Origin of the sequence: Streptomyces cyaneus (genome assembly GCF_004028635.1) — a bacterium.
Taxonomy (GTDB): Bacteria; Actinomycetota; Actinomycetes; order Streptomycetales; family Streptomycetaceae; genus Streptomyces; species Streptomyces cyaneus.
On record NZ_ML138678.1, the window covers coordinates 793,483 to 805,946 of the forward strand.

The window sequence follows — 12,464 nt, forward strand, 5'->3', positions numbered from 1 at the left end:
GGCTACAGTCCCAACCTGGTACGGGCGTTGGTCCACGCGTCGGTGCAGTGCCGGGGCGATTCGCCCTTGGCCTGAGCGGCGGTGAACAGCCGCGCGATATGGGCGTCGGTGAGGCAGCCGCACCGGCCGTGGGTGGACAGCACGGCGAGGAACGTGCGGTAGACGGTGGTGTGGACGGCACTGCGGGCTTCGGTGATGCGTTGCTCTGCCATGGCGATGCCACGGTCCAGGTAGGCGGGCGTGCGGTGCCGGCACGCCCCGTCCCCGGCCAGCACGGGCACGGCGATGGGCTCCGGCGCCGGCCGGGCCGTGGAGGGTTCCTTCACGGCCAGCGCGCACACCACCTCCGGTAGCGCCGTGATGGCGCCGGTGCCGGGGCCGAGCCACCGGGCGTAGGCCATCGTGGACTTGATGTCCACGCTGTCTCGGACGGCGTTCATGGACTGCATGGCGCCCCGGTAGATCCAGTGCTCGCCGCGCGTGGTGGCCACGGTCTGCGTGGGCGGCAGTGTCCGGACCGCCCAGGCGACGGCGGCCGGGTTGTCGAGGTCGACGACGGTGAGGCTGGCGCCGCCGGGGTGGTAGGCCACCGCCGCCGCCTCGCGCCAGGCCCGCGCCCACTCTCGGGAGCGGAGGACAGTGGGGTCGGTGGTGGCGGCGGCCCAGCCGTGGCAGGGGGCCGGGCAGGTGCAAGGGCCGGGGGTTTTCATGTTCGGCCGGCCGCCGCACGCGTTCTTGGCGCATGCCGGGCAGTTCCCGAACGGCCCCTTCCCCCGGCGCAGCGGCAGGGCGGGCAAGCCGTTGACCGCGAGGTTGAGGGCCGTGTGCAGATGCCCGCTCACGCTGCCACCCCCAGGGCTGGTTCGGCCTGTGAGGTGCCGAGCAGGAGGCCGTAGGCGTGGTGGGCTTGGCGGGGTACGACGCCGTTGCCGAGGATCTTCAGCTGTTCCTTGCGGGGGATGCCGGGCACGGCGGTGACCCACCCTTCGGGCAGGCCCATCATCCACTCGGTGAACAGCGGTGACAGGCGCCGGTTACCTCGCGTCCCCGGTTCGGTCGGGCGCGGCGCCAGCCGGCCGGTGATGTGCTCCCAACGGCGAATCGCGGGACCGTAGTCGGTGCCGTCCAAGGCCACCCATCGTTCGTCGAGCGGGACCGGCCCGGACAGCGTGGTGTCCACGCCGGCGAGCAGATTGACGGCGACCTCGTTGAGCGGGCGGGCGTTGCGCTCCAGCAGGTTGGAGGCACCCGACTTCCAGTCCCGTGCGGCCAGTGTGGGCAGCAGGCTCAAGGCAGCGGGGGCGCCGGCAGCTTCGTGACGGCGGTGCGCAGGTTCATCCCGCCCTTGCGCTTCGGCGAGGTTCCGGGGCCGCCAGTGCCGTCCGAGCTGGTGGGGGTCGGCATCAGCGGGATGGGCAACTGCGAACCAGCGGTCGCGTTCGTGCGGGGCCCCGATTTCGGGGTCACCAGCGCGTACGCATGTCCAGCGCGCGTCATACCCGAGCGCGGCCAGGTCCGCGGCGACGACGTCCAGCCCCCGCGAGCGGAGCGCCGCCACGTTTTCCAGGAAGACGAGGCGCGGTCGAACGACGCCCACAGCCTCAGCGACGTTCTTCCAGACCCGCGACCACTGGCCATTGATCCCGTCCCTTCGTCCAGCGTTGGAGGTGTTGCGGCAGGGGAAACCGGCCCCGATCACGTCCGGCCGGTACCGGTCGCGGACCTGGTCCCAGTCCACGTTCCTGATGTCCCCGAGGTTGGGCACCCCGGGATGGCGCGCGGCGAACACGGCCGCCGCGTAGGGGTCGTTCTCAGCACAGGCGGCGACCAGGCCGCCGATACGGGCACGGATCGCGGCTTCCAGCCCGCCGTAGCCGGCGCACAGGGCGACGATCGTCGGCGGCGCGCCAGGCACGCTCCGAATGTCAGTGGGTTGGGCCATGCTGTAGGTCTCCAGTTCTGCGTGAAGGATCTGGACTTGGGGCAGCCGCGGTCTTTGGCGAGAGGGCGGCTGCCCCGGCATGTGTGCTTGGGGGAGGAGCGTTGTGACGACTGCTTGGCTGATGCTGGCCGTGGGCGATAACCGGCGGCAGCACGAAGGAAATGACGGCTATGACGACAACCCGCGCTACCACTACATCTGGGACAGCACCGTTCCCAACCACGCTCGCGTAGCAGTAGGTGACGTGATCGCGCTGTGGGACAGCAAAAAGCTGATCGGCGTCTCAGTCATCCACGACATCGACACCGGAGCCGAAGAGAAGACGATCTACTTCTGTCCCGAGTGCAAGCGGGCTGGCTTCAAGCGCCGTCGTCGTCTGGCACCGGCATACCGGTGCTATCAATGCGAGGCTCTGTTCGATACGCCGGGGCAGAAGACGAAGCCCGTGACGACCTACCGGTCACACCACGGCAGGAGCTGGGTCAACGGCCAAGGGCTGCTCACTGGTGACGAACTGCGCAGTCTGTGTGACTCGCCCTCTTCCCAGCTGAGCATGCGACCCCTTCGATGGGAGAGGCTGCGTGACGCGCTCCTCGAACTCGCTGGTGAGGAACTGCCGCTGGAGATGGAAAGCGATGAGCGAACTGCTATCCAGGGCGGCCACAAGGTATCCAAGGTTCGGGTACGTGTGGGACAGAGCGCCTTCCGCAGCCGTCTCCTGAATGAGCAGGGAGAACAGTGCGCTATCACTGGTGCGGCTCCCGCAGCTGTGCTTGAGGCTGCTCACCTCTACAGCTATGCAGAATCCGGCGAGCACCACGACTACGGTGGTCTGCTGCTCCGACGCGACATACACAGACTCTTCGACCTCGGCCAGATCGCCGTAGAGCCGGGAACCGGGCTGATCGATGTAGCCCCGAGCCTTCGCTGCTATCCCCTCTACGCGCAGCTGCATGGTCAGCCATTGGCCGTACAGCTGCGCTCTGAGCATCGTGTCTGGCTGGAAGCCCACTGGCTCAGCAAGCGTGCTTCTGCCTGACGGCTCAGCCGTGGAAGTGGTTGCGCTTGATGACGGCTTTGCGGATGTTGACCGTGGTTCCGCCCTGGTGGCCGCTCGCGCTGAAGACCTGCACGGCGATCCATCCGCCGAAGATCACGGCGGCGAGGGTGATGAGCTGGGTGATGAGCGCGGTCAGGGCGGTGATGAACGTGGTGAGCAGGAGCAGCCCGCCGCACACGGCGAGGAAGCCGACCCCTCCGAGAGCGATGTTCACGGCCGCGCGGGAGACAGGCGGCTTGACCGCGACGGGTTCGGGCTTGGCAGGCTCGATGGCGTAGCCGGTGACGACGCGGCCGTCCGGCAGGACGACGCTCGCCACGGCCGGGACATGCCCCGGTTGGACGGGCACGAGCAGCGCGGCGGGCGGGTGCACGGTGACGGGTTTGGGGTGGTGGATTTCGACGGCCGTGGATCGCTCGGGGTGGATCACCAGGGCTCCCTTGGGTGAGCCGCGCGGGCTCGCGCCATGGGTGTGACGCGAGCCCGCGCGCGGGTGTCAGGCAGGTGTGAGGGGGTGTTACGCGTCGGGCGTTAGGACGCGTAACACTGCGTCTGCCTAGAGGTTTGGGTGTTAGGCGGCGTAACACCGTTAGGGGTGTTACGCGACGGCGAGGGCGGGGACGATGCGCCACCGGCCGGTGGTGTTCGTCGCCTCCAAGCGGCCCTCCAGGGCGGCGTCCTTCAGTCGCAGGGACACCCAGGAGCGGGAGAGGTGGTGGCGGTCGCACCAGTCGGTGAAATCCTTCGGGCCGACGATCATCTGACCGTCGTTCTCGAACTCCTCCAGCGCGCGGGCGAACAGCTGGCGCGCCTCTTCCGGGGAGGGCTTGTGTCCGGTCTCCTGGCCGAACAGGGGTACGTCGTCGCCGTCCTCGGGCTCCGGGAGTTCGGCCTCGGGGTCGATGTGCGCGTCCTCCGGGTCGACCAGCAGCCCGCCATGCTCCATGTCCTCCTCTCCGTTCACGAGGGTGAGCTGAGGCGCGGCCGTGTCGCCCGCGCTGGTCCGGCCGGTGTAGGCGCGTCCAGCGATGCCGGAGACCGCACCTGCCGTGACGGGGTCTGCGTGCGCGCCGTTCCTCTGCGCCCACGCGGCGAGGGCATCCATGACCTTCACCGCGTGCTGGGTGAAGCGGCGGGTGCGTGCCGGGGAGGGGTAGCGGTCCTCGGGGATGCCAGGGCTGACGACGTAGCAGTAGCCAGGGCGCCGGTTGCCCCACGCGCCCGGGTGGGCGCCAGCGGCCAGCACCTCATCCGGCAGGGAGAACCCCTCATCGCGCGCGTCGCAGCCGAGCGCGATCACGGACGGGAGAGAAGCGCGGGTGCTGGTAGACATCTGGTCGTACGAGGGCCGCTGAAGCGAGACGATCAGGGAGATCCCGGCGGAGCGGGCTTCCTGAGCGATCCCGGTGAACGCGTCGTCACCCAAAGCACGCAGGGTGTTGGCGGCTTCCTCGAACCAGGCCACCATGAACGGCATGCCCTCACAACCGCACGCACGGCCGTCCGCACGGCAGGTGTGCTCGGGGTCGTTCTGCTGCTGCGCTGCTGCCGGGGTCCACTGGCGGTAGCCGTGCGCCCCGAGCCAGCGCGTGCGCGCGGGGATGGCGGCGTTGACGGCCTCCACCATGACCTCGGTGTCCGTGCCGCCCTCGACACCCCAGTCCAGGCCGGGACGAAGCGGCGCGAAGTCCTGGAACGCCTTCGGGTCGGAGAACATCACGATGACGTCCCGGCGGGAGAGGATCTCCGTCAGGAGGTTCAGCGCGGTGTCGCCCTTGCCGGAACCGGTCCCGCCCGCGATCAGCAGGTGCGTGGAGTTGCGGCCAGCATCCGGGTCACCCGGAAGCCAGATCAGCAGCGGCGCCCCGTCGTCGTAACGGCCCAGATCAAGCGGGTCGGCGATCGAGCCGCCCAGGTTCGAGGGCCCTTCCCACTCCACGACCTCGGACAGCATGTCCTCGGGCACGATCACCAGCTCACCGCGCCGCGCCGACCCGGCGTCCGGGGTGTAGCGCACGGCGGACGTCGGCAGGTCCAGCGCGGACGCGATCCGCGCCAGCGCCTTGGTGACGTCCTCGTTGGTCTGCTCACCCGCCTCCAGCGCGACCGGTGCGGTGACCCGGTTCGGCTCCACCTTCGCCATACCGATCTGCGCCCGCGCCAGCCCGACCTTGGCCAACAGGCCCTTGTCGCTGTTCTCGCCGGACGCGTCCGAGGTGCGCAGCATCATGCGGACGTTCCACGACAGGGCGACGGTCGCGCCGCCCATCAGGTACAGGTCGGGGAGCGGCCCGGACAGCGGTCCGGCGAGTGATGCGGCGGTGAACCAGGCTGAGCCGGCCGCCACGGTGATGGCGGAGTGCAGGCGCCGCTGTGCGCTCGTGGACCGGCCCGCCCACCAGGTCACGGCCGTCAAGGCGACGGACGACAGGGTGAGCCCCACGGCCGCCCCCGCCGAGCCTGCCCACATGAGGCTGGCGCCCCCGCCGGCCAGGCCGAGCCCGCCGACGGCGAGCCACGGCGGCAGGTGAGGCTTGGCACGGTTCAGCAGGTACGCCCGCACCGTGCCCCCGCTGGATTGAGCTTCATGTGGTGCGTCGACCCGAAGGGGGTAGGTCCGGCCGTCCTGGTCGGTCCACTTGTGCGCCATGGTCGTACCTCCTTACTACTGCTGGGCCCAGTCGATGACCGGCTGCTGCGGCTTGCGGGCACGGTGACGGACGCGGTTGATCTCTTCCTCGAACTCCTGCTGGAACACCGAGTAGCAGGCAGCGGCCTTCTTCGCCGCGTCCCGCAAGTCGTTGGCGGCGCCCTGCATCTTGCGGGCCACCTTCGCGGCGCGGATACGGGAGCCGAACGCGCGGCCGTCGGGGTCCGGCACGGCCGCCAGTACGCCCTTGAGGATCTCGGCAGCCATGGCCACCTCGATCGACAGCGTCACACCGGCCGCACGCAGGGTGTTGCAGTAGTTCCGCACCTGCGCCGGGGAGGTGAATTCCGGGGAGGGCAGCAGGGATTGGGCGTGCGATCCGACCCCGCTCGCGCGGGCGGTGTTCTTGTTGTTGTTCACGGTGACGTTGATCGGCGGGACGATCGAGCCGCCCAGCGCGCCGACGAACCCGCCGGCGGCGGCCCCGGCGTTGGCGAACTTGCCGGTCTTGGGGTCGTTCACGGGCCCGCGCGCACGCTGGCCGTTGGTGTTCTGTGCCATTTGTTCTCCTCAGGTCAGCGGGACGGGCGGACGATGAACCAGGTGGTCTGCGCGGTGATGAGGATGAGCAGCCACAGCAGTACGAGCGGGCCGGTGTGCGGGCCGAACCCGGCAGCCAGCGCCAGCCAGACGGCGGAGAGCGTGGCGAGCACGGCCAGCCCGATACGCCAGCCGAGCGCCGCGCCGCTCGCGGGGCGGCGGCGCTGCATGACCAGCAGCCACACCAGCGGCACGGCCGCCACCGGCGCGATGACGAGAGCGGACCACCAGGCGATCACGTGCAGCAGCGCGGCCACCACGAACGCGAGCACGGAAAGGCCGCTCGGGGCGAGCGCGGAGCGGAAGCGCCACAGCGTGCGGCCGAGGAAGCCGAGCGCTTCGCGGGCCAGGGAAGGACGTTCCGGGACGACGATCAGGAACGGGTCGGAGCGGCGCCCGCGCTGGCGGGGGATGCGGACGGTGTGGACACCCGCGCCGGTCTTCACGGCGCGGGTACGGGTACGGCTGGACACAGCGAAACTCCCAGGTCGGAGGGGTTTAGGCGGCGCGCTGTTCGTCGTCGGGGTACGCGCACGGCACACACACCCCTAGCTCGGCGGGGATGACGTATCCGGCGTCCCTACGGCACTTCGGGCAGGTGCGGCGGGCGGCGTTGGCCTTGCCGAGAGCCGCCCACTTGGCCGGCGTCATGGGCCGCACGGGCTTCGCGTCGTCGACGCGGTAGAGGTAGGCGACCAGCGGCGGACGACGACGGCGGGGGCGTTCGATCTGCGCCACAACGTCCTGACCACCGGGCCGCAACCCCTTCACACGGAGCTGACGGCGGGTGGCCAACCCGTCCGGCGCCAGACGTAGACCGGTATCGCGGCCATCAGCGGCCCGCGATCGCCAGCTCAGCGCCGCCCGTGCCGGGGGTGCGGTGCTCGGCATAGCGGGCGGAGACCCACCCGACCGACCAGCCGCACAGGTCCGCCGCGCGCCGCACGGACACGCCCTCAGCGACTGCGGCGGCGACGATCCGCCGGGCGTGCTCCTCGGGCAGCTTGGTGTTCACGGGCGGACCGTCCAGCAGCGCGGCGTGTTCACGGCGGGCGGCTTCCTCGCGCTCGGCCTGTTCACGGCGTTCACGCTCGGCCAGCTCGGCACGCTCACGCTCGCGCTGCTCGGCCGCCTCGCGTTCACGGCGTTCACGCTCCTGGCGCTGCTGTTCACGCTCGCGTTCAACGCGTTCACGAGCCTCGCGCTCGGCAGCCTCGCGGGCCGTGGCCTCCTCGCGTTCCTCGCGGCGGGCCCGCTCTTCCCGCTCGGCCTGTTCACGGGCCAACCGGGCCTCATGGTCGCGCTGTTCACGGGCCAGCATCGCGGCGTGCTCACGTTCCTCACGGGCCCGCCGCACAGCGGCCTCGCGCCGTTCGTCAGCAGCCCGCTCACGTGCCTCCCGCTCCGTGCGCTGCTTGTCTTCCAGCTCCGCGACGGCGGCGGTGATGGCACGCCGGTAGGCGAGCCCGGTTTCCGCCGTGACGATCAGCAGCAGCGGCGCGACCGCGTGCACGGCCACGCCCACCAGGTCGTTCTTCAATGCGGAGTCGGCGACGTTCAGGGCGAGGGTCATGCAGCCGGTCATCCAGCGCAGAACCACCGGCCACTTGCCGCCGTGCCCTCCGAGACGGGCCAGCACCGCATCCAGCCGCACGACGATGACGACGGCGGCGTCCACCACGAGCGGCAGGATCGGTGCCGTCCAGTCCCACTTATCGGGGGTGTGCACGGCGGCGAGGGGCGTGACGGTGAGGATCGAGTACAGCATCGCGCCCGCCACGATCAGCCACGTACCGACCGACAGAGCCCGCTCGGCTGAACGGATCTGAACGGCGTTCACGCGCCCATCCCCGTCCATGAACGCACCCGGACGCCCGCGATCAGAACGACCGGCGAGGCAGGATCACCGTGGGTCTCGCTGTCCTCCGTCCACCGCCACTCAGCGCCCGGCACCGGCTCGAAGCCGAGCACGCTGAGCGCTTCCACGCGCTCCGTGAACGTCGGCACTGGCGCGGCCCGCTCGAAGCTGAACTCAGGCCACGGATCGGTGGTGTTCAGCAGGACCACGTACACGCGCCACCGGCCCTTGAACACGGACATCTGCGCCGTGAACTCCCGCGCCATCACGCGCCCACGCCCGCGACGGTGACGGCGTGGTTGGTCAGGTCCACACGCGCGGCCAGCGCCCGGCGGCGGGCCCGGCGCAGTCGCCGCTCGTCCAACTCGCTCGGAGTGCGGTCCAGGGTGGCGATGTGCGCGTCCAGCAGGTCGATGTCCGCGAGGATGACCGGCATCTCCCGCTCGATGGCGTCCAGCTCGGCATCCGTCGGCTCGTTCCAGTCGGCGAACGCGGTAACAGCTTCCTGAACAGTGACGATGTCGCTCATTGGGTCGTGTTCCTCTCAAGGGGTGAACGGCCCGAACAGCGGCCCCGGGTCTAGCCACCCGGGGCCGCGCGCCGTTGGAGACAGAACTTCCGGCTCCCCTCAGCGCTGCTCGTACGAGGACGAGCAGCGGAGGCAACCGGCCGCAGCAGTAGGACTGCGGAGGGATTGGGGATGCAGGTGCGCGGTCTTGCAGCCGCGCGGCCGTCACTTCAGGGGAGACGGCTCAGAAACCCACGTATTCGCGATGTCAAGGAACGACCAGCGCGGGGCTCGCGGCGTGCGGCCGAGGCCGCCTTCCGGCCGAGCTGTCCCGAACTGACCGGCCCGGAAGCAGCCCAAAGAAGGCCCCTTCCGTCTCGCTGTCCTAGGACTGCGAGCGGCCTGAGATGAAGATGACACGTAGTCCTAGGACTGTCAACAGTCCTAGGACTGTGCTTCACTTGTTCAGGTCGAGAGGAGTTCTGCGTGGCACCGAAGTGGCGCGAGCTGGCGGACAGGTTCGCGGAGCAGATCAAGGGCGGTCAGTACCCGCCGGGCGCCCAGTTGCCCCAGATCAGAGAGCTAGTCGAGGCCGGGGAAGGCTCCAAGGAGACTGTCCACAAGGCTTACAAGGCCCTGGAGGCTGAAGGCCTCGTGACGTCGACACGCGGACACGGCACCGTGGTGCGTCCGCGTGCTGCGCTCAAGCGGCTGGGCATCGCCCGGTACGACAAGGCGAAGTGGCGCGACGGTGACGAAGTCGCGTTCATCGCTGACCGCGTCGCTTCGGGACGCGCGTACAAGCGCAACGAGCAGACGCAGACCGTGAGCCGTGTCGAGGCAGACAGCCTCGTTGCGGAGGGGCTGGGTGTCCCAGTCGGCTCCGAGGTGTACGCACGCGCCCGCCTCGTGAAAGAAGGCGTGCAGCCGACTCACACCCTGACCAGCTACTACAAGCCGGAGCACGTCGAGGGGACACGCATCGTCGACCCCACCCCGGGCCCTGCCGGCCGCGGCGGCGGATACCGAGTCCTCTACGACGCCGGATACGAGATCGACCACATGAGAGAAGCCCTGTTCGCCCGCATCCCGACGGCGGACGAAGTACAGCTCCTACAACTCCCCGCCGGCGAGCCCGTAGTCGAGCTGCATCGGACCACGTACACGGCAGATGGCACGGTGGTTGAGTTCGCCGTGGGCGTCCATGCGGCTTCTCGCTTCGCGTGGGAGTACGACTTCAAGGTTCCCGACTCGGCAGAGGACAGGAAGGGGCAGGAATGATCTCGGCACAGGCATGGGCGGATGCTCGACTCCTGTGGGACTACCACTTCATGCACCACGACCCACGGCCGTGTTCAGTGGCCGTGGGGCTGGGCAGCCACGACCTCGGCGTGGCCGACGTGACAGCGGAGCTGTACCACCAGGGCATGGCGCCGGTCATCGTCTTCACGGGAGCCACCAGCCCCACGACCCGGGCACGCATGCCGCGCGGTGAGGCTGTCCACTACCGAGAGCGGGCATTGCAACTAGGGGTGCCCGATTCCGCCGTACTCCTGGAACCCCGTGCCACGAACACTGGCGAGAACATCAAGTTCACGAAGGCGGTGTTGGCGGAGGCCGACGTCAAGGTCTCGTCCGTCCTGCTCGTGAGCAAGCCGTACGAAGAGCGGCGCTCGTACGCCATGATGCGGAAGCTCTGGCCCGAGGTCGAAGTGATCTGCGCGTCCACACCGATGGGCTTGGAGGAGTACGCCGACTCCATCGGAGACGTTCGCATGGTGATCGACATGATCGTGGGCGCCCTGCAACGAGTGCTCGTCTTCCCGAGGCTGGGTCTGGCCATCGAGCAGGACGTACCAGACACCGTCGTAGCCGCCTTTGAGCGGCTGTGCGTCGAGGGCTTCACTAGCCGACTCATGCCGGCGGATGTTGCACCGCGTCCGACGGGTAGCGGTCTCGCGGACAAAGCCACAGGTCCGGGGTCTGGTGGCTGACATCAACAGGTGACATCAACACGGCGTACAACCGCGTACGGCAGCACACTCGCCACTCGACTGGGAGGCTCGTCAACCTGCTCCGTAGGCGAGCAGGCCCCACGAGCGGTGCACGCGCCCACGGATCAAAAGGTTGCAGGTTCGAATCCAGCCGAGTGCACAGCAGACCAGAGGCCCTGTGGAGCAATCCACAAGGCCTCTGGATTTGCCTTTACGGCAGCATTTGACGGCAACCGTTCGGAGGGCGGATTACTGTACGCGACCCCCGTCACCTCGATGGCTCCGAGGCATCCCAGTCCTTAGCGCGGCCTAGAAGAGCGGTTCACTTCCACGAATGGCCTATCGAAACCTCGCAAGAATCTTCCACAACGGCCAGGGTAGTCATATGGCGAGCGAATCAGCAGACCAAGGAAACACCCAGGGGAATGCCATGGAGGGCCCCCAACACTCCCTCCCCCAGAGTCGACTCCCTCGGTCACTCAAAACAATAGGCCTTTGTCTAGGCTTCCTGTTGAGCACAACAATTGGGGCAGTAATTGGAGCTGCAGTAGATTTTTTCGGACCACGTACAGTTGAGAAGATAATCAGCTCTAAGCCGGTATCGTTTTCAGCCGCGAGCACCGACCAGCGCGAAGGTTGGACCGCAGCCCTTCCCGGTCAGCCAGATATGCAGAATGCGCCGGGAGCCGGATCTAACTGTACTGAAACTTACGACTGGGCAAAGCGGCAAGGCGCAGCCGATGTCAATCAGTCAGAACTCCTGCTTGCCGCTCAAGGGCAGCGTAGTCGCGCTATAGCCATAACAAACATGCGCGCGAAAATAGTTCGCAAATACCCAATCCCGAAGGGAACCAGAGTTATGCGCCCTTCCGCCGGAGAGGGAGACGTCATAGCGATTGGGCTTGACCTGGATTCTCAAAACCCGATTGCTCAATCCATTGGAGACTCCGGCAACTTCCAGGGAGCATACTTCAACAAGAATTATGTCACTCTCGCCGAATATGAAATTGCCACTTTCAGAATCATTGCCAAGGCTCAAAAATACTGCTACGAATGGGAGCTTGTCGTCGACGTACTGGAGGACGGAAAAGAGGCAACGGTGATTGTCCGCGATGGGGCTCAACCATTCCGGACGACTGGACCATCCAACTCCTACAACAAGTACTACGAATGGGCATGGTACGCGACGCCACCCAATCTCATTACCACGTCTCCAGACTCCTAGACGAAGCCGATATTATCACCGTACACGCTAGCGGGGAGAGGGCAAGGTAGGACCACCCCCAGCGCGCGGAGGGCAGAGCGTCCTGCTCGTGGTCCTGTGTCTCATGCCGCTGTCGGCGGTGACCATGGCAAGTGTGCCGACTATGAAGGCCAATAACGAGGGGGCCTTATCGAGTTCCCTATGGGCCATGTGCGGGACGGTCCCGCGATAAGCAGAGGATGACCACGCCTGTGCAGGTCATACGAGGTTCGGACCCCGGCGCGCCGGTCTTGAAACCGTCGTGGCGCTGCATTCAGGAGACCGGCGCCTCACCGTTAGGTGGGTCTTCGCCTTGCGGCTGCTCGGAGTCAATCGGTAGGAGGACATCGAGCGATTCGAGAAGACGATCCGCATAACATTTGGCTGCAGATTCAACCCACCTAGAATTGACGGCTTTCCACCAGAAGGCGCTAAGAAACAGGCTGACCACGGAGACGAGAACGAATCCCACTTTCCATACAACTAGGGCATAAAATGATGCGATTGCAGCCCCTGCGGTTCCGAGAAAAACAGTCACGGATACGGTCAAGCCTATCTTCCGCATCCCAAGCATGTTCCGCCTGAATCCGTAGTGGCAATTTTCGAGAT

14 protein-coding genes are annotated in these 12,464 nt (G+C 67.6%); 4 read left to right on the plus strand and 10 right to left on the minus strand.

Translation table 11 applies throughout. The features are described 5' to 3' along the window. Positions 1 to 2: 2 nt before the first annotated feature. Complete coding sequence (locus EHO50_RS03520; protein ID WP_128428303.1) at positions 3 to 842, minus strand: bifunctional DNA primase/polymerase; 840 nt, start codon at positions 840 to 842, stop codon at positions 3 to 5. Further along, complete coding sequence (locus EHO50_RS03525; protein ID WP_246101000.1) at positions 839 to 1,915, minus strand: DNA cytosine methyltransferase; 1,077 nt, start codon at positions 1,913 to 1,915, stop codon at positions 839 to 841. Before EHO50_RS03525 ends, EHO50_RS03520 begins: the two co-directional genes overlap by 4 nt. A 130-nt stretch (positions 1,916 to 2,045) precedes the next feature. Between EHO50_RS03525 and EHO50_RS03530 the strand changes: the two genes are divergently transcribed. After that, positions 2,046 to 2,981: an HNH endonuclease signature motif containing protein gene (locus EHO50_RS03530; RefSeq protein WP_246101001.1), complete on the plus strand. Its 936-nt coding sequence runs from the start codon at positions 2,046 to 2,048 to the stop codon at positions 2,979 to 2,981. A gap of 4 nt (positions 2,982 to 2,985) precedes the next feature. Here EHO50_RS03530 and EHO50_RS03535 read toward each other — a convergent pair whose 3' ends face one another. The 8 genes from EHO50_RS03535 to EHO50_RS03570 form a co-directional block, all read right to left on the minus strand. Continuing rightward, positions 2,986 to 3,432, minus strand: coding sequence for a hypothetical protein (locus EHO50_RS03535; RefSeq protein WP_425472122.1), 447 nt, complete (start codon positions 3,430 to 3,432; stop codon positions 2,986 to 2,988). 168 nt (positions 3,433 to 3,600) lie between these two features. Continuing rightward, complete coding sequence (gene traB, locus EHO50_RS03540) at positions 3,601 to 5,652, minus strand: plasmid transfer protein TraB (RefSeq protein WP_128428305.1); 2,052 nt, start codon at positions 5,650 to 5,652, stop codon at positions 3,601 to 3,603. 15 nt (positions 5,653 to 5,667) lie between these two features. Next, entirely contained in the window at positions 5,668 to 6,213 is a 546-nt protein-coding gene (gene traA, locus EHO50_RS03545) for a plasmid transfer protein TraA (RefSeq protein ID WP_128428306.1), read from the minus strand. Between the two features lie 14 nt (positions 6,214 to 6,227). Further along, positions 6,228 to 6,725, minus strand: coding sequence for a hypothetical protein (locus EHO50_RS03550; RefSeq protein ID WP_128428307.1), 498 nt, complete (start codon positions 6,723 to 6,725; stop codon positions 6,228 to 6,230). A 25-nt stretch (positions 6,726 to 6,750) separates the two neighbouring features. Further along, a complete protein-coding gene (locus tag EHO50_RS03555; RefSeq protein ID WP_128428955.1) occupies positions 6,751 to 7,110 on the minus strand; it encodes an RRQRL motif-containing zinc-binding protein in 360 nt (119 codons plus the stop codon). Beyond that, the gene (locus EHO50_RS03560; protein ID WP_128428308.1) at positions 7,085 to 8,092 is read right to left on the minus strand and encodes a DUF2637 domain-containing protein; all 1,008 of its coding nucleotides are present in this window, start codon (positions 8,090 to 8,092) and stop codon (positions 7,085 to 7,087) included. Before EHO50_RS03560 ends, EHO50_RS03555 begins: the two co-directional genes overlap by 26 nt. Next, a complete protein-coding gene (locus EHO50_RS03565; protein WP_128428309.1) occupies positions 8,089 to 8,376 on the minus strand; it encodes a DUF6303 family protein in 288 nt (95 codons plus the stop codon). Before EHO50_RS03565 ends, EHO50_RS03560 begins: the two co-directional genes overlap by 4 nt. Then, positions 8,376 to 8,639: a DUF6284 family protein gene (locus tag EHO50_RS03570; RefSeq protein WP_128428310.1), complete on the minus strand. Its 264-nt coding sequence runs from the start codon at positions 8,637 to 8,639 to the stop codon at positions 8,376 to 8,378. The genes EHO50_RS03565 and EHO50_RS03570 overlap by 1 nt, the downstream gene beginning before the upstream one ends. Positions 8,640 to 9,104: 465 nt before the next feature. Here EHO50_RS03570 and EHO50_RS03575 point away from each other — a divergent pair, with 465 nt between their 5' ends. The 3 genes from EHO50_RS03575 (at position 9,105) to EHO50_RS03585 (ending at position 11,837) form a co-directional block, all read left to right on the plus strand. Further along, positions 9,105 to 9,899 (plus strand): GntR family transcriptional regulator, encoded by a 795-nt coding sequence (locus EHO50_RS03575; RefSeq protein ID WP_128428311.1) that lies wholly within the window; start codon positions 9,105 to 9,107, stop codon positions 9,897 to 9,899. After that, positions 9,896 to 10,612, plus strand: coding sequence for a YdcF family protein (locus tag EHO50_RS03580; protein WP_128428312.1), 717 nt, complete (start codon positions 9,896 to 9,898; stop codon positions 10,610 to 10,612). The genes EHO50_RS03575 and EHO50_RS03580 overlap by 4 nt, the downstream gene beginning before the upstream one ends. 511 nt (positions 10,613 to 11,123) lie before the next feature. Further along, complete coding sequence (locus EHO50_RS03585) at positions 11,124 to 11,837, plus strand: hypothetical protein (RefSeq protein ID WP_128428313.1); 714 nt, start codon at positions 11,124 to 11,126, stop codon at positions 11,835 to 11,837. The last annotated feature ends 627 nt before the right edge of the window (positions 11,838 to 12,464 follow it).

What these genes read in the sequence shown, in the direction of transcription:
- EHO50_RS03570 (WP_128428310.1), bottom strand. Translation starts at nt 8,639, where the DNA reads ATGAGCGACATCGTCACTGTTCAGGAAGCTGTTACCGCGTTCGCCGAC.
- traA (WP_128428306.1), bottom strand. Translation starts at nt 6,213, where the DNA reads ATGGCACAGAACACCAACGGCCAGCGTGCGCGCGGGCCCGTGAACGAC.
- EHO50_RS03580 (WP_128428312.1), top strand. Translation starts at nt 9,896, where the DNA reads ATGATCTCGGCACAGGCATGGGCGGATGCTCGACTCCTGTGGGACTAC.
- EHO50_RS03565 (WP_128428309.1), bottom strand. Translation starts at nt 8,376, where the DNA reads ATGGCGCGGGAGTTCACGGCGCAGATGTCCGTGTTCAAGGGCCGGTGG.
- traB (WP_128428305.1), bottom strand. Translation starts at nt 5,652, where the DNA reads ATGGCGCACAAGTGGACCGACCAGGACGGCCGGACCTACCCCCTTCGG.